Genomic DNA, 15094 nt, shown 5'->3' on the forward strand with positions numbered 1-15094 from the left:
GGGCCCGGTGCCACTGAAGGGATTGGCGTGGGGGATGCGCCATCGCAAAGTGCGCGGGGAGTGGGCCCCGCCGTTCGCCGGGGAAGCTTAAAGACAGAGATCTTCTGGCGCGGCGCGCATGTCGCCGATCTGACTCCAGGCACGAATCTCGCGCAACCACGCTTGATACTCGATCGCGCCATCGAAGCCCTGGCCCCGGCAATCCGCAAGGCGGTGCAAGCCCGCCTCGATCGCTGGATCGCCGACCAACTCGCGCGCCACCTGCCGCTTTTCGGCGCGCTCGATACCTGCCTGCGCGACGCCGCCGCCGGCGCCCCACTGCGCGCGGTGGCCGGCGCCCTGCTCGATGCAGGCGGGCTGCTGCCACGCCGCGCGATCGGCGCACAGATCGAAGCGCTCGATCCGTCCGCGCGCAAGAAGCTACACAAGATGGGCGTGACGATCGGCACGCTCGACCTGTTCGCGCCGGCCTTGCTCAAGCCCGCCGCCGCGCGCTGGCGGCGGATGCTGATGCGGCTCGGCGACGGTCCGCGCGAAGGCGCGACCGTCCTGCCGCGCAACGCGCCCGGCGCCGATCTGCCGCATGGCTTCCGCCCGCTGGGCCAGCAGGCGGTGCGCGTCGACCTGGTCGAGCGGATCGCGCGTGCCGCGCACGATACGCGCCAGGGCCGCGCCCCGTTCGCCCCCGACCCCGCGCTCGCCACCTCGATGGGGCTACAGCCGGAGACGCTGGCGCGCTTGATGGCGCAGCTCGGGTTCCGCGCGGCGAAGCCCGACGCCGAGGGCAAGCCGCGCTGGATGTGGCAGGGCCTGACTCCCAACGCCAAACCCAAGGCGCCGCCCAGCAACAATGCCTTCGCCGCGCTCGCCGGAATGCTCGATGGCTGAGGATGCGGCCGGCGCGACCATGCGGCTCGATCGCTTCCTGTGGTTCGCGCGGATCGTGAAGACGCGCCCGTTCGCGCAGGCGCTCGCCGAACAAGGGCATATGCGGATCGACGGCCGCCCGATCGATCGCGCGGCGGCACCGGTGCGGGTCGGCAATATCCTGACCTTCGTCACCCATCGCGGCGATATCCGCACCATCCGGATCGAAACGCTGCCGATCCGCCGCGGCCCGCCGCGCGAAGCGCAGGACTGCTATCAGGACCTGCTGGCCGGAGATGGAGCTGAAACTTAAGAACGTCTCGCATCAAGCCCAGATTGATTGACGCGCACGGAACACGAGCATAGCACGGCCGAAATCGTACCCCTGGGGAGCCAGAAATGACCTACGTCGTGACCGACGCCTGCATCCGCTGCAAGTATATGGACTGCGTCGAGGTGTGTCCGGTCGATTGTTTCTACGAAGGCGAGAACATGCTCGTCATCAATCCCAACGAGTGCATCGATTGCGGCGTGTGCGAGCCCGAATGCCCGGCCGAGGCCATCCTGCCCGACACCGAGAGCGGCCTCGAAAAGTGGCTCGAGCTCAACAACAACTTCAGCGCGCAATGGCCCAATGTCACGCGCAAGAACGACCAGACGCCAGCCGACGCCGACGAGCACAAGGGCGAAGAAGGCAAGTACGACAAGTATTTCTCGCCCGAGCCCGGCACCGGCGACTGAAGTCGAACACGCCGATTTGATCGGTACGGATACGGCCCCGCCCAGCAATGGGACGGGGCCGTACCCATTTTAGGGCCCGCGCTCGGTCGGGCCATCGTATGGAAACGACGCCGGGGTGGTAATTTTATTACGAGTGTGTTAAATAGGTCAGGACGAGAGCCCCTTTCCGAGTCTCTCGTGTGGAGACACACGCATCCAAACTAGCCCCTGCCGGCGCCATGTCCGGGCGTCGTGCGTTTATTCGGGCGATATTCCAAGTGAAAGGTTGAAGTTACATGGCTGCCAAGGCGCTGTCCTTCGACGTCGGTGATTACGTTGTTTACCCCAAGCACGGCGTCGGCCGTGTCGTTGAACTTCTGAAGCAGGAAATCGCCGGCATGACGCTGGAGCTTTACGTGCTCCGGTTCGAAAAGGAGCGCATGACGCTCCGCGTGCCGACCAACAAGGCCGAGAGCGTCGGCATGCGCAAGCTGTCCTCGGACAAGACGCTCCGCGAAGCGCTCGATACGCTCAAGGGCAAGCCCAAGGTCAAGCGCACCATGTGGTCGCGCCGCGCGCAGGAATATGAAGCGAAGATCAATTCGGGCGACCTCGTGTCGATCGCCGAAGTGGTCCGCGACCTGTTCCGTGCCGACGACCAGCCCGAGCAGAGCTATTCCGAGCGCCAGATCTTCGAGGCCGCCGCGTCGCGCCTCGCCCGCGAACTCGCGGCGATGGAAGAGACCGATGAGAAGGGCGCGCTCGAAAAGATCCTCGACATCCTGCGCAAGGCCGCAGCGATCCACAACAAGGACAAGGTTCCGGCTTAATCTCCGGCCAAGTCGTTGACGTAAAAGGGCGGTCCTTCGGGGCCGCCCTTTTTCGTTGCGCTCCCATCATGGGTGTGTTACGTAAACAACACACGATGGAGGATCAGATGAATCGTTTCCTGCTGCTCGCGCTGCTTCCGCTCGCCGCCTGTTCGGGCACGGCCCGATCGGAAGGCACGCCGCCCAGCGGCACCGGCGGCAACCGCAGCTTCGCGGTCGACGGCTTCACCGGCGTCGATGCTGCCGGTCCCGACGATGTCGACGTCCGCGTCGGATCGGGCTTCTCGGTTCGCGCCGAGGGCGATCCCAAGATCCTCGACAAGCTGGAGATCGTCAAGGAAGGCGATACGCTGATGGTCCGCCGCAAGAAGCATGGCTTCAGCTGGGGCGGCAATGGCGATCGTGGCGCCAAGGTCTATATCACCATGCCGCGCATGACCGCCGCCAGCGCGACCGGATCGGGCGACATGACCGTCGACCATATCGACGGCGACAAGTTCCAGGCCGACCTGACCGGCTCGGGCAATCTCAACGTCGGATCGATGGGCGTGCAGACGGTGGCGCTGTCGGTCACCGGCTCGGGCAATCTCAGCACCACCGGCACCGCCAGGACCGGGTCGTTCTCGGTCACCGGTTCGGGCGATATCGAGGCGCCCAAGCTGTCGCTCGGCCAGGCCAGCGTCAACGTGATGGGATCGGGCGGCGTCAGTGCCGCGGTCAACGGCCCGGCCAATGTCAATGTGATGGGCTCGGGCGACGTGACGCTGACCGGCGGCGCCAAATGCACCACCTCCAAGATGGGGTCGGGCGACGTCAGCTGCAGCTGATCTTGCTTGAACAATGCGGCGGGGCGGTGCGATGTTCGCTTCCATGCTCCGCCGCTCCCTCGTCCTCGCGCTGATCGCGCTCGCCGCACCGGCCCATGCCGCCGACCGCAGCTATGTCGTCACCAATTTCGACCGCGTCCGCGTCGACGGACCGTTCGAGGTCAGGGTGGAAGTCGGCGGCCCGGGCGGCGCGGCGGCGAGCGCCACCGGCGACGATCGCATGCTCGACGATCTCGACGTCTCGGTCCAAGGTGCCACATTGATCGTACGCAAGGGCAGCCAGGGCTGGGGCGAGCGCGGCCCGGCCAGCGGTGCTCCGCCGGCGGTCACGCTGCGCACCCCGACGGTGAGGGGCGCGAATGTCGTGGGCGGCGGCCGCTTGACGCTTGCGGGCAAGGTTCGAACGACGCGGCTCGACATCCAGGTCACCGGCGCGGGCGCGGTCGAGGTGGGCGGCATCGATGCCGATGATGTCGTCGTCACGGTGATCGGCAACGGCAATGTCGCGCTCGCCGGGCGCACCGCCCGAGCGCGCTTGTCGACCAATGGCGGCGGCTCGATCGCGGCGGCCCCGCTCGACGCGGGCGACGTGCTGGTCATGATGGAAGGCGCGGGCGAGACGCGGGCAAGCGCGCGCTACACCGCCGATATCACCAACCGGGGATTGGGGCTGGTCGCGATCGGCGGCAATCCGAGATGCACGATCCGCGGGCAAGCGACCGGCCCGGTGCAATGCGGTGGGGGCGGGCAACCCTGATCGGGCCAGAGCATGTCCTATGGCTGCGGCCGCGCGCCCTCGACGACAAGCGGCCGATTGCCGGTCATTCCTCCCAATAGGCGTCGTCCGCGGCGATTTTGAGGAACAATTCTGCCCGCGCCGCGAGCAACGGCGCCAGTTCCTTTTCCTGACTGGGATCGCCCAGCTGCCATCGTTCGTCCGATTTCCCTTCGGCCCATTTGGCGGCCCCATCTCGCCAACGCAGGCCGATATCCCGAAGCGCCTGGCGCGGATGGCGCTCTTCTCGACAGGGCGTATAGTCGGTCGGAAAGTCGCCCGAAACGGCCCACCAGCCAACCCAACCGGGACGTTCCATGCTCTCGATCGCCCAAATCGAGATGATCGGCGCGACATGCCATGCCGGCCGTTCGCCGACCGTCGGCTCGCGAAATCCCTCGTTCGACAGATAGCCGAGTACGTTTTCGCGTTGCGCGCGGCACCAAGCCCGATCTTCTTCGGTCGGCTCTTCAATCATTTCCAAGGCTCGCACGCGATCGCGGCATACGCAATGTCAACCTTGCCACGGATCGCACGGATCCGCCTCCCGCGACGCCGATCAGAGCAGCCCCAATTCCGCGAGCTTGCCGATCATGTCGGGCGGCAATTCGGTGACACCCTCCCCGCCCGCGCCCAAGTCGCGCGGCGCGTCGCCGCCTTCGAGATAGCGCCAGCCCTGATGCGCACGCTTGGGTCGCGCCTCGATCAGCACGAGGCGGGGGTCTAGGCGGATCGCGGTGCGTCCGCCCGGCAAGTCGCCGAAGCCGACGATCGGCGAGCGCGCGACGAGCTGGTGCTTGAGGATCCAAAACAACGAACCCTGGCCGGCGATCTCTTCCCAGCGCTTGGGCAGATAGCGCGTGCCGAGTTCATAGGGCGGGTCGTTCTCGCGCGCGGCCCAGCGCGCGACGAACGCCTCCAGGCTCGGCACGCCGAACGCTACCTTGGTCAGATGGAGCGGCATGGTTTTCCATATGGCCCGGCTTGGCCGCCGGACAAGCTCAGTGCAGGCCGAACAAGGTCGCGAGGCCGAGGAACGAGAAGAATCCCATGCAATCTGTCATCGTCGTCACGAACACGGTCGAGGTCACCGCAGGGTCGATCTTCGCCTTTTCCAGCCCGATCGGGATCAACACGCCCGACAGGCCGGCATTGAGGCTGTTGATCAGCATCGCCGCGAACAGCACGAAGCTGAGCATCCAGTCGTGATAGATCAGCTGGCAGCCGATCGCCATCATCGCGCCGAGGCCAAGCCCGTTGGCGCTGGCGATCCACCATTCGCGCACGATCATGCGCATGGTGTTCGAACTGGTCAGCTGGTTGGTGGCGAGCGCGCGGACCGTCACCGCCATCGTCTGGGTCGCGGCGTTGCCGCCCATCCCCGCGACGATCGGCATCAACACCGCCAGCGTCACCACGCGCGAGATGGTATCCTGGAACGCCGCGACCACCGCCGAGGCCATGATCGCCGTGCCGAGATTGATCAGCAGCCACCACATCCGCGTGCGAATGGTCGAGGGCAGCGGCTCGTTGATGTCGCCGTCACCCGCGCCCGACAGCTTGAGCACGTCCTCGCCGGCTTCCTGCTGGATGATGTGGACGATGTCGTCGACGGTGATCATGCCGACCAGCCGCCCGGCCGCGTCGACCACCGCGGCCGAGATCAGCGCGTATTTCTGGAAGCGCAGCGCGACCTCTTCCTGGTCCATATCGACCGGGATCAATGTCTGTTCGCGCTGCATGACATCCGAGATCGCGACCTTGCGCGGCGCGCGCAGAATCCACGACAAGGCGCAAGTACCGATCGGCTTGTGCCCGGGATCGACCACGAAGATTTCCCAGAAATCGGTGGTCAGTTCCTCATGGCCGCGCAGGTAATCGATCGCGTCGCCGACGGTCCAATGCTCGGGCACCGCGATCAGCTCGCGCTGCATCAAACGGCCGGCCGATTCCTCCGGGAAGGAGAGCGCTTCCTCGATCGCGGCGCGATCGTCGGGGTCGAGCGCGCGCAAGACTTCGCGCTGATCCTCGACATCCATGTCCTCGATGATCGCGACGGCGTCGTCGGTATCGAGTTCCGACGCGATATCGGCGACTTCCTGCGGCTCGAGACTGTCGATCAGGTCCTCGCGGACCCAGTCGTTCATCTCGGCGAACACGTCGGCATCGAGCAGGTCGGTCAGCGCCTTGGCGAGCGGCCCGCGGTCTTCGTGCGGGGTCAGCTCGAACAAATCGGCGATGTCGGCGGGATGGAGCGGCTCGACCAGCGACCGCGCGCGTTCGCTGTCGCCGTCCTCGACCGCGTCGAGCACCGCGCGCACGAATTCGGGCTTCAGCCGGTCGTCCTCGTCCAGCTGATCCGCGACGTTATCGAGCTCGGTAGCGCCTTCCAACGGCGCCAGATCGGTCTCGCTCATCGTCTGACCTTTTTTCGGGCACCGGCATATCCATATCCTGGCCCGTACCCCCTTTCGTCCCGGTTTGCCAGCACCCAAGGAGCAGTTTAGGGCAGCGGCAAATCCCCCGATTCACGGAGCAATTATCATGGCCGATTCCCCCGAGACGCTGACGCTCACCCTCGACAGCGGCGACGTCGTCATCAAGCTGCGCCCCGACCTCGCGCCGCAGCATGTCGATCGTATCGCCGAGCTGGCCAATGAGGGTTTCTACGACGGCGTCGTGTTCCACCGCGTCATCCCCGGCTTCATGGCGCAGGGCGGCGACCCCACCGGGACCGGCATGCACGGCTCGGACAAGCCCAACCTTCCGGCCGAATTCTCGCGCGAGCCGCACGTCCGCGGCACCGCCTCGATGGCGCGCACGATGGACCCCAATTCGGCCAACAGCCAGTTCTTCATCTGCTTCGACGACGCCCGCTTCCTCGACGGCCAGTACACCGTGTGGGGCGAAGTCACCGAGGGCATGGACCATATCGACGCGCTGCCCAAGGGCGAGCCGCCCGCGAACCCGGGCAAGATTTTGAAGGCGCGCGCGGAGTAATCCCAGAACTCCCCTTCCTGCTTGCGGGGAGGGCCAGGGGTGGGTGCGCGCATCCGCGCGCCCAAAAAGACGCTATAATGTATCGGCAAAATAGCACCGGCGAGGTATCGAGCCTCGCCGGTGCTCACCCACCCTTTGCCCCCCTTCCAGGGAGGAGAGCAGCGAGATCAAAGCTCCCCCTAATTCCGCGACGGTGCGCTCGAGCTCGGGCAGTCAGGCTCCCAGCACCTCGACCAGCCAGTCGTGGAACCATTTGACCTGGCGCTGCTGCATCGCGCGCGGCCGGCAGACGAACCAGTAACTGTACGGGCTCGCCACCTCGATATCGAACAATTTGACCAGCCGCGGGTCGTGCGCCTCGTCGAAATGACTTTCGTGCATGAAAGCGATGCCGAGGCCCTGCGCCGCCGCCTCGAGCATCAGTGCGCCCGAATCGAAATGGTCGATCGCCAGCGGTTCGAGTTCGTCGAGCCCGGCGGCGTGGCGCCAGGCATTGAACGTGTCGGGCATGTCGCGATGGATCAGCGCGGTCAGCCCGGCGACCTGCTCGGGCCGGGTGATCGGGTTGGGTCCCTCGATCAATGTCCGCGCGCCGATCACGTAGACTTTGTTGCGGTCGAGCCGCTTCGAATAAAGGCTGGGGTCGGGATCGCGCGCGATCGTGATCGCGGCGTCGAGCCCGTCGCCGACCCGCGCCATATTGTGCCCGGCGGTATCGATATCGAGATGGATCTGCGGGTGTTTCGCACGCAGCTCGGCGAGATGCGGGAAGATGCGCTGCGACGCGAACAGCGGCAACACGCCGAGCCGTAGCCGCAGCACTTCCACGCCGCTGGTCATGAATTCGACCGCGTCGGTCAGCCGGTCGAGCACCGGCGCGATCTGCTGGAGCAGCCGCTCGCCGTCGCTGTTGAGCGCCACCGCCTGATGCCGGCGTTCGAACAGCGGCTTGCCGATGAAGCGTTCGAGCGCCTGGATTCGCCGGCTGAGCGCGGGGGCGGACAGCGCCAGTTCCTGCGCGGCAGCCTTGACCGACCCGGTCCGGGCGACCTGGACAAAGGCCTCGATCGCGGTCAGCGGGGGCAGGCGCCGCATGATGTTCCTCTCTGCTAAATATACGGTCGGTTGTGCGTTGCGTCACATAGCGACGCTTGGAGCGGTATCATTCTCTCTCCGCCAAAATCCAGAGACGATTGCGAAAAATGCATGTTACCGGTTTCATTTCGCACTTGCACAATAACGTGCTGCACTGCACATAGAGCGGGCCTTTCAGGCATCCTCTCCTAAAAACTTTCCCGGCCGGGCCCCTTGGGTCCGGCCTTTTTTTGTCCCTGATTCGGGCCGCCTGACAGCTGCCCCCTCGCGTATCGGGAACCGGGGCACTATCTCACGCGCTCTCGATTCTTCCGCTCGCGAAACAAGGTGACTTCATGGCAGACGGCGACGACGCCCCCCAGCGCAAGCTACAGGTCGCCAACGCGCGACCCGAGGATAGCGGTCGCGGCCTCGCGCACATCCCGCGGGCGCTGATGGCGCAGCTTGGAATCGGCGAAGGCGACATCGTCGAGATCGTCGGCAAGACCACCACGCCCGCGCGCGCGGTCGCGCCCTATCCCGAGGACGAAGGGCTCGAACTGGTCCGCATCGACGGCTTGCAGCGCGCCAACGCCGGGGTCGGATCGGGCGATTATGTCGACGTGCGCAAGGCCGAGGCCAAGCCGGCGACGCGCGTGGTGTTCGCGCCGGCGCAGCAGAATCTGCGGCTCGAAGGATCGACCAACGCGCTCAAGCGCACCTTCTTCGGCCGGCCGCTGTGCGCCGGCGATGTCGTCGCCACCGCCGGCCAGCAGCGGATCGACCCCGAGGGCATCCCCCCGCACGTCGCGCAATATATGCGCGCACCGGCCTATGCGCTGCAGGAGATCCGGCTGGCGGTGATCTCGACCGTGCCCAAGGGGGTCGTGCTGGTCGACGAGAATACCGAAATCGAGTTGCGCCCCGAATATGAGGAGGCCAAGGACGCGCGCCGCGCCGATGTCACGTATGACGATATCGGCGGCATGGCCGACACGATCGACCAATTGCGCGAGATGGTCGAATTGCCGCTGCGCTATCCCGAATTGTTCCAGCGCCTCGGCGTCGAGCCGCCCAAGGGTGTGCTGCTCCATGGCCCGCCCGGCACCGGCAAGACGCGGCTGGCGCGGGCGGTCGCCAATGAGAGCGATGCGCAATTCTTCCTGATCAACGGCCCCGAGATCATGGGCTCGGCCTATGGCGAGTCCGAAGGCAAGCTGCGCCAGATCTTCGAGGAAGCGACTAAGAACGCGCCGTCGATCGTGTTCATCGACGAGATCGATTCGATCGCGCCGAAGCGCGGCAACGTCTCGGGCGAGGCCGAGAAGCGCCTGGTCGCGCAATTGCTGACGCTGATGGACGGGCTGGAAGCGCGCACCAATCTGGTGGTGATCGCCGCGACCAACCGGCCCGAAGCGGTCGACGAGGCGCTGCGCCGCCCCGGCCGCTTCGACCGCGAGATCGTGGTCGGCGTGCCCGACGAGCGCGGCCGCCGCGAGATCCTGGGAATCCATACCCGCGGCATGCCGTTGGGCGATCGCGTCGACCTCAACGAACTGGCGCGCACGACCTACGGCTTCGTCGGCGCCGACCTCGCCGCGCTCGCGCGCGAGGCGGCGATCGAGGCGGTGCGGCGGATCATGCCCAAGCTCAATCTCGAGGACCGCACCATCCCGGCGGAGGTGCTCGAGACGCTGGCGGTGACGCGCGAGGATTTTCTGGGCGCGCTCAAGCGCGTCCAGCCCTCGGCGATGCGCGAAGTCATGGTCGAGGCGCCGCGCGTCCGCTGGGAGGATGTCGGCGGGCTCGACGACGCCCAGATGCGCCTCAAGGAAGGCGTCGAACTGCCACTCAAGGACCCCGACGCGTTCCGCCGCATCGGCATCCGCCCGGCCAAGGGCTTCATGCTTTATGGTCCCCCGGGTACCGGCAAGACCCTGCTCGCCAAGGCGGTCGCGCGCGAGGCCGAGGCCAATTTCATCTCGACCAAATCGTCCGACCTGCTCAGCAAATGGTATGGCGAGAGCGAGCAGCAGATCGCCAAACTGTTCGCCCGCGCACGCCAGGTCGCGCCGACGGTGATCTTCATCGACGAACTCGACAGCCTGGTCCCGGCGCGCGGAGGCGGGCTGGGCGAGCCGCAGGTGACCGAGCGCGTGGTCAACACCATCCTGGCGGAGATGGATGGGCTCGAGGAATTGCAATCGGTGGTGGTGATCGGCGCGACCAACCGGCCCAATCTGGTCGACCCCGCGCTGCTCCGCCCCGGCCGGTTCGACGAGTTGATCTACGTCGGCGTTCCCGACGAGAAAGGCCGTCGCCGCATCCTGGCGATCCAGACGCAGAAGATGCCGCTGGCCGACGATGTCGATCTCGACCTGCTGGCGGCACGGACCGAACGCTATACCGGTGCCGATCTCGAGGATCTGACGCGGCGCGCCGGGCTGATCGCGCTCCGCAAGAATATCGACGTCAAGCAGGTGACGATGGCCGATTTCGAGGACGCCCTGGTCGATTCACGCGCCTCGGTGACGGCGGAAATGGAGCGCGATTACGAACAGCTCGCGGCGACGATCAAGCAGACCGCGGCGGCACTGCAACCGCTCGGCTTCATCGCGCCGGGACAATTGCGGCCGCACGGACCGAAGGGAACGGACTGATCGGTTGGGGGGCGGGCGCCGCCTCCCCCCGTCATCCCCGCGAAAGCGGGGACCCATCGCCCAGACGCGCCCCACGTAGCGCCTGAGCGATACGCCTCCGCGCCTCCGCGCCTCCGCGTGAAAAATCTCGCACAAAGCCACGAAGCCACAAAGATGTGGCGCGCTCGGCGTTGGCTGCCGACTCTTCGTGGCTTTGTGTCTTTGTGCGAGCTTGAAAAGATTCACGCGGAGGCGCGGAGGCGCGAAGATACCGCCCGCGTTCGATCCGTCACCGTACTGGTCGAAGTCGGGAGATCGGTCCGCGCTTTCGCGGGGATGACGGCTAACCGGCAGTGCGGGCGGAAGGCTTCAGCGCCACCCAACAATAGGCCATCAGCCCCAGGCATGCCGCCCCCGCCGTGAGATAGGGCAAGGCGTGCCGGAATTCGTACAATCCGACCCCGAGCGACGGGCCGAGCACGAAGCTGGCGCCGTTGACCGAGGTGACCTTGCCCGCGACCGACCCCTGTGCCGCCGATCCTACAGCAAGCGACGATCCCGCGGTGAAGGCCGGGCGCGTGAAGCCGAAGCCGACGCTCGCCAGCGCATAGGCCGTGGCCAGCCCGTAGAGCGAGGTCGCCAGCCCGGTCAGCGCGCAACCCGCAGCGGCGACCAGCAATCCCACGAGCATCATCGTCCGCGGGGTCAGGTTGAACAGTGGGATCAGTCCCCATTGCACCAGCAAGGCGGCGCCGGCGCCCATCATCAACACGATGCCGGTCGGCTGCAGCGCGTCGGCGGGGTGCAGGTGCAGCCGGTCGATCACCAGGAAGCCGATGGCCTGGCCCGTCATCGCCTGGGCATGGCCGAACACCAGCCCGGCGATCATCCAGGCCCGCACGCGGGGATCGGTAAAGCCCACCTCCTCGGTGTGCGGCGCGGTGGCGGCGGTGATGCTCGCCCCCGATGCTTGCCCGCCGATCGAGGGATAGGCATTGGCGGCGCCATGCGCGGCGGGGTCGTCCAGCGCTGCTTCGGTGCGGTCGTCGGGCAGCATGCGCAGCACCGCGCCGAACATGGCCGCGCCGAATAGGGCGAACAGGAACGCCGGGCCCGACAGGCCGATCTCGACGCTGCCGACATGGCCGAGCAACAGATAGGGAGCGATCGCCGGCCCCAGGATGGTCCCCAGCCCGAACGCCGAGCCGAGCAAGGTCAGCGCCTTGGTCCGTTCGTCGAGCGTCGTGCGCCCGGCGACGATCGCCTGCACCGCCGGCGGAGCCGCCGCGCCGAACGTGCCGTAGATCAGCCGCCCCAGGATGAAGAGCATGAACGCCGCGGTACCGCCGATCCAGCCGTTGATGCCGGCGGCCAGAAAGACGCCGCACAACGTCAGCGACACCGCGAATCCGCCGACGCCCAGCAGGATCATCGACCGCCGCCCGCGCCGGTCCGAGCGATTCGCCCAGAACGGCGCGGCGATCACCCACAACAGGGCCGAAACCGAAAAGGCCGCGGCGACCGCGTTGTCGCGGACATGGAGCGAGCGGCCGATCGCGGGAAGCACCGATTGCAGCGCGGTGTTCCCCGCCGCGATCGTCAGCATCACGGTGAACAACAAGGCGAAGTCGCGATCGAACTTCGCCGTCATTCCTTCTCCCAATCGTAGCTGCGGCCGATCGCCGCGACGTGGAGCGAGTACCAGCGATACCAGCGCCCGCGCCCCGCTTCGCGAATCTCGCCATGTCGCGCGTGGCGGCGCCAGGCGACCGCCGCTTCCTCGTCGGCCCAATAGCTCACCGTGATGCCGATCCCGTCGGCGCCCCGCGTGCTGTCGATACCGCGATAGCCCGGCTGCGCGGCGGCCAGCGCGTCGGCCTCGGCGGCCGCGGCGGCATAGCCTTCGGCGTCGTCTCCGGTGACTTCGGACACGAAGATCACCGCGATCGTTCCGGGTGCGAACGTCGTCATGTCGCGTCGATGGACCGGCACGGCGCCTGGCGCAACCCATCCGAGTGACCTAAAGGCTTGATCGCGCGTTACAGCTTTGCGACAGGGAAAATTCGGTCGCGCTGGATTTGGCGCACAGCAACAAGGAACATCATGGCCCAGCCCCGCCTCGCCCTCGACAATGCGGAGACGCGCGCGCGCAAGCTCCCCTCGCCCTGGGCGATGTTCCTGACCGGATTCTTCAAGCGGCCCGTGATGGTGGGCTCGATCGTCGCCTCGTCCAAGGCGCAGATCAACGCGATGCTCAAGGTTCCCGACTGGCCCAACGTCAAATTGTTCGTCGAATACGGCCCCGGCGTCGGCACGTTCACCCAGTCGATCCTCGACCGCCTGCCGGCCGACGGCACCTATATCGCGATCGATACCAACCCCGACTTCATCGACTATCTGCGAATCAAGTTCACCGACTCGCGGTTCATCCCGGTCCATGGCTCGGCCGCCGATGTCGAGAAGATCGTCGCCGACCATGGTTTCGAACAGGCCGATTACGTCCTGTCCGGCCTGCCGTTCTCGACGCTGCCCAAGGGCGTCGCTCCCGCCATCGCCGCCGCGACGCACCGCGTGCTCAAGACCGGCGGCGCGTTCCTGGTCTATCAATTCCGCCCCAAGGTTCGCGATTTCCTCGAGCCGCATTGGGACCGGATCGACTATTCGATCGAATGGTGGAACATCCCGCCGTCGCACAATTTCTTCGCATGGAAGGACTGACGCGCCAGCCGACATCCTGTCCGGGGTCGATGCGTCGCGCTGTCTAGGCTTTGGGTTTGGGGTTGCGCGCGTGGCGCGCCACCTCTTCGGGCAATCCCACCCAATCATGCCCCTCTTCCGCCCACACTGCCTGTTCGGGCATGGGAAAATCGGGGTCGGCAAAACCGCCAAACGCGACCCCGACCAATGCCGGCAGCCGCGCCGGATACCATAACAGGTTCGATCCACAGGTCGGGCAGAAGTGAAAATCGACATCGAAGCCGCTGGCGGAGGGACGCGCGAAACTCGCGGTCGGGCCACGGACCGAGACCTGCTCGCGCATGAAGAACGCTGCCACACTGAACGCGCTGCCGGTGCGGCGCTGGCATTGCCGGCAATGGCACAACGACACCTTGCGCGGCTCGCCCTGGCACGCAACCTCGAGCGCACCGCAATGGCAGCGGGCAGTTCGCCCGATCATTTGCGGAGCCGCCGTTCCGGCCCGAAATTCAAGCTCCGCGTGACGTTGTAGTCCAGCACGGTCATCACGAAGAACGCCACCGCCTGCTTGGTCCGCGTCCACAGGCCGGTGCGCGCGCGATAGAGTTCCGGCGTGATCCGCTCCGACTCGGCGATCTCGCCGTCGATATAGCCGCGCACGTGATCGGCGAACGCGCGGTCCTCCACACGCAGCATCAGTTCAAGGTTCAGGTACAGGCTGCGGATGTCGTAATTGGCCGAGCCGATATAGACCGTGTCGTCGATCAGGAAGAGCTTGGTATGGAGCTTGGTCGGCAGATATTCGTAGATTTCCACGCCTTTGCGCAACAGCCCGGCATAAGTGAAGCGCGACGCCCAGATCGCCGCGCCATGATCGTTCTTCGACGCCAGCACGACGCGCGCGCGGCCGCGCTGGCCGATGCGGTCGAGGCGGCGCAACATGCCCGGGCTGGGCGCGAAATAGGCGCTGATCAGGTCGACCCGGGCGGCGCGTTCAAGATCGTTGCGGACCGACTTGGCCCAGGGCGACGGCCGCCGCGTCGGGCCGCCGAACAGCCAGCGCGTCTTGCCTTCCGGCTCGCTCCATTTCGACAGCAAGGCGCGCAATGCCCGGAGCGGCGCCTGTTCGCGCTTCGCCCAACGGTCGAGCGCGTCGAAATAGCCGGTCAGATGGCTGGCCGACGGTCCCTCGATGTAAAAGCCGAGGTCGCGCCACGCCTGGTCCTCGGCGGTGCCGAAATAGCTGTCCTGGATGTTGAACCCGCCGATGATCACCCGCTCCTCGTCGGCGAGCGCCAGCTTCTGGTGATTGCGGAGCAGGTAGCGCCGTCCCCAGCGCGGCACGAAGCGGCAGACGTCGATGCCGGCGTCCTTGAGCGGGTCGAAGAAACGATGATTCTCGGCGTGCTCGCTGCCCAGCCCGTCTACGATCAATTTGACCGTCACGCCGCGTCGCGCGGCCTCGATCAGCGCCTGACGCACCTTGGCGCCGGCGTCGTCGTCGACATAGATATACTAGAGGATGCGCAGCGACTGGCGCGCACCCGCGATCAGGTCGAGCAACGCGGCCAGCCGCTCGGGCCCCTCGGTGATGAGCCGCAGCGTGTCGCCCTCGATCGTGAAGCTGGGTTCGCCGGCCATCGACCCACTATTGAAGCGGTGCGC

Annotated in this window: 16 protein-coding genes and 1 pseudogene; 9 read left to right on the forward strand and 8 right to left on the reverse strand. The window is 66.4% G+C overall.

The features are described 5' to 3' along the window. The first annotated feature begins 162 nt into the window (after positions 1–162). From ACTHJR_RS06965 to ACTHJR_RS06990, 6 genes are all read left to right on the forward strand, one after another. Positions 163–888: a hypothetical protein gene (locus tag ACTHJR_RS06965; protein WP_440522402.1), complete on the forward strand. Its 726-nt coding sequence runs from the start codon at positions 163–165 to the stop codon at positions 886–888. Further along, the gene (locus tag ACTHJR_RS06970) at positions 881–1180 is read left to right on the forward strand and encodes an RNA-binding S4 domain-containing protein (protein WP_440522403.1); all 300 of its coding nucleotides are present in this window, start codon (positions 881–883) and stop codon (positions 1178–1180) included. The genes ACTHJR_RS06965 and ACTHJR_RS06970 overlap by 8 nt, the downstream gene beginning before the upstream one ends. Before the next feature lie 86 nt (positions 1181–1266). Beyond that, positions 1267–1608 (forward strand): ferredoxin FdxA, encoded by a 342-nt coding sequence (gene fdxA, locus ACTHJR_RS06975; protein ID WP_440522404.1) that lies wholly within the window; start codon positions 1267–1269, stop codon positions 1606–1608. Positions 1609–1883: 275 nt separating this feature from the next. Further along, positions 1884–2417 (forward strand): CarD family transcriptional regulator, encoded by a 534-nt coding sequence (locus ACTHJR_RS06980; protein WP_066820039.1) that lies wholly within the window; start codon positions 1884–1886, stop codon positions 2415–2417. Between the two features lie 107 nt (positions 2418–2524). Beyond that, positions 2525–3244, forward strand: a complete 720-nt coding sequence (locus ACTHJR_RS06985) for a head GIN domain-containing protein (protein WP_440522405.1) — start codon at positions 2525–2527, stop codon at positions 3242–3244. A 43-nt stretch (positions 3245–3287) separates the two neighbouring features. Then, positions 3288–4001, forward strand: coding sequence for a GIN domain-containing protein (locus tag ACTHJR_RS06990; protein ID WP_440522406.1), 714 nt, complete (start codon positions 3288–3290; stop codon positions 3999–4001). Positions 4002–4065: 64 nt separating this feature from the next. Here ACTHJR_RS06990 and ACTHJR_RS06995 read toward each other — a convergent pair whose 3' ends face one another. The 3 genes from ACTHJR_RS06995 to mgtE all read right to left on the reverse strand — a co-directional run bounded on the left by ACTHJR_RS06995 (position 4066) and on the right by mgtE (position 6436). Next, entirely contained in the window at positions 4066–4497 is a 432-nt protein-coding gene (locus ACTHJR_RS06995) for a DUF4826 family protein (RefSeq protein WP_440522407.1), read from the reverse strand. 81 nt (positions 4498–4578) lie between these two features. Continuing rightward, complete coding sequence (locus ACTHJR_RS07000; RefSeq protein WP_440522408.1) at positions 4579–4983, reverse strand: DUF1489 family protein; 405 nt, start codon at positions 4981–4983, stop codon at positions 4579–4581. Positions 4984–5020: 37 nt separating this feature from the next. Continuing rightward, positions 5021–6436: a magnesium transporter gene (gene mgtE / locus ACTHJR_RS07005; protein ID WP_440522409.1), complete on the reverse strand. Its 1416-nt coding sequence runs from the start codon at positions 6434–6436 to the stop codon at positions 5021–5023. 127 nt (positions 6437–6563) lie between these two features. Here mgtE and ACTHJR_RS07010 point away from each other — a divergent pair, with 127 nt between their 5' ends. Then, positions 6564–7019 (forward strand): peptidylprolyl isomerase, encoded by a 456-nt coding sequence (locus tag ACTHJR_RS07010; RefSeq protein ID WP_440522410.1) that lies wholly within the window; start codon positions 6564–6566, stop codon positions 7017–7019. Positions 7020–7232: 213 nt separating this feature from the next. Here the strand turns inward: ACTHJR_RS07010 and ACTHJR_RS07015 are convergent, their stop codons facing one another. Beyond that, positions 7233–8114: a LysR substrate-binding domain-containing protein gene (locus ACTHJR_RS07015; RefSeq protein ID WP_440522411.1), complete on the reverse strand. Its 882-nt coding sequence runs from the start codon at positions 8112–8114 to the stop codon at positions 7233–7235. A gap of 335 nt (positions 8115–8449) precedes the next feature. On the opposite strand from ACTHJR_RS07015, the gene ACTHJR_RS07020 reads away from it, so the two are divergent. Next, positions 8450–10753, forward strand: coding sequence for a CDC48 family AAA ATPase (locus ACTHJR_RS07020; RefSeq protein ID WP_440522412.1), 2304 nt, complete (start codon positions 8450–8452; stop codon positions 10751–10753). Between the two features lie 322 nt (positions 10754–11075). Here ACTHJR_RS07020 and ACTHJR_RS07025 read toward each other — a convergent pair whose 3' ends face one another. Both ACTHJR_RS07025 and ACTHJR_RS07030 read right to left on the reverse strand, forming a co-directional pair. Further along, a complete protein-coding gene (locus ACTHJR_RS07025; RefSeq protein ID WP_440522413.1) occupies positions 11076–12383 on the reverse strand; it encodes an MFS transporter in 1308 nt (435 codons plus the stop codon). Further along, a complete protein-coding gene (locus ACTHJR_RS07030) occupies positions 12380–12703 on the reverse strand; it encodes an antibiotic biosynthesis monooxygenase family protein (protein WP_440522414.1) in 324 nt (107 codons plus the stop codon). The genes ACTHJR_RS07025 and ACTHJR_RS07030 overlap by 4 nt, the downstream gene beginning before the upstream one ends. A gap of 132 nt (positions 12704–12835) precedes the next feature. On the opposite strand from ACTHJR_RS07030, the gene ACTHJR_RS07035 reads away from it, so the two are divergent. Next, positions 12836–13450 carry a class I SAM-dependent methyltransferase gene (locus tag ACTHJR_RS07035; RefSeq protein WP_440522415.1) on the forward strand — a complete coding sequence of 205 codons (615 nt, stop codon included), beginning with the start codon at positions 12836–12838 and terminating at the stop codon, positions 13448–13450. A 43-nt stretch (positions 13451–13493) separates the two neighbouring features. Here ACTHJR_RS07035 and ACTHJR_RS07040 read toward each other — a convergent pair whose 3' ends face one another. Beyond that, positions 13494–13910: a GFA family protein gene (locus ACTHJR_RS07040; RefSeq protein ID WP_440522416.1), complete on the reverse strand. Its 417-nt coding sequence runs from the start codon at positions 13908–13910 to the stop codon at positions 13494–13496. After that, positions 13907–15070: pseudogene (locus tag ACTHJR_RS07045) on the reverse strand (phospholipase D-like domain-containing protein). Before ACTHJR_RS07045 ends, ACTHJR_RS07040 begins: the two are co-directional and overlap by 4 nt. Positions 15071–15094: the final 24 nt, after the last annotated feature.

Source organism: Sphingomonas sp., from assembly GCF_051962185.1.
Classification (GTDB): Bacteria; Pseudomonadota; Alphaproteobacteria; order Sphingomonadales; family Sphingomonadaceae; genus Sphingomonas.

What these genes read in the sequence shown, in the direction of transcription:
- ACTHJR_RS06970 (WP_440522403.1), top strand. Translation starts at nt 881, where the DNA reads ATGGCTGAGGATGCGGCCGGCGCGACCATGCGGCTCGATCGCTTCCTG.
- fdxA (WP_440522404.1), top strand. Translation starts at nt 1,267, where the DNA reads ATGACCTACGTCGTGACCGACGCCTGCATCCGCTGCAAGTATATGGAC.
- ACTHJR_RS06980 (WP_066820039.1), top strand. Translation starts at nt 1,884, where the DNA reads ATGGCTGCCAAGGCGCTGTCCTTCGACGTCGGTGATTACGTTGTTTAC.
- ACTHJR_RS06985 (WP_440522405.1), top strand. Translation starts at nt 2,525, where the DNA reads ATGAATCGTTTCCTGCTGCTCGCGCTGCTTCCGCTCGCCGCCTGTTCG.
- ACTHJR_RS06990 (WP_440522406.1), top strand. Translation starts at nt 3,288, where the DNA reads ATGCTCCGCCGCTCCCTCGTCCTCGCGCTGATCGCGCTCGCCGCACCG.
- ACTHJR_RS06995 (WP_440522407.1), bottom strand. Translation starts at nt 4,497, where the DNA reads ATGATTGAAGAGCCGACCGAAGAAGATCGGGCTTGGTGCCGCGCGCAA.
- ACTHJR_RS07000 (WP_440522408.1), bottom strand. Translation starts at nt 4,983, where the DNA reads ATGCCGCTCCATCTGACCAAGGTAGCGTTCGGCGTGCCGAGCCTGGAG.
- mgtE (WP_440522409.1), bottom strand. Translation starts at nt 6,436, where the DNA reads ATGAGCGAGACCGATCTGGCGCCGTTGGAAGGCGCTACCGAGCTCGAT.
- ACTHJR_RS07010 (WP_440522410.1), top strand. Translation starts at nt 6,564, where the DNA reads ATGGCCGATTCCCCCGAGACGCTGACGCTCACCCTCGACAGCGGCGAC.
- ACTHJR_RS07015 (WP_440522411.1), bottom strand. Translation starts at nt 8,114, where the DNA reads ATGCGGCGCCTGCCCCCGCTGACCGCGATCGAGGCCTTTGTCCAGGTC.
- ACTHJR_RS07020 (WP_440522412.1), top strand. Translation starts at nt 8,450, where the DNA reads ATGGCAGACGGCGACGACGCCCCCCAGCGCAAGCTACAGGTCGCCAAC.
- ACTHJR_RS07025 (WP_440522413.1), bottom strand. Translation starts at nt 12,383, where the DNA reads ATGACGGCGAAGTTCGATCGCGACTTCGCCTTGTTGTTCACCGTGATG.
- ACTHJR_RS07030 (WP_440522414.1), bottom strand. Translation starts at nt 12,703, where the DNA reads ATGACGACGTTCGCACCCGGAACGATCGCGGTGATCTTCGTGTCCGAA.
- ACTHJR_RS07035 (WP_440522415.1), top strand. Translation starts at nt 12,836, where the DNA reads ATGGCCCAGCCCCGCCTCGCCCTCGACAATGCGGAGACGCGCGCGCGC.
- ACTHJR_RS07040 (WP_440522416.1), bottom strand. Translation starts at nt 13,910, where the DNA reads ATGATCGGGCGAACTGCCCGCTGCCATTGCGGTGCGCTCGAGGTTGCG.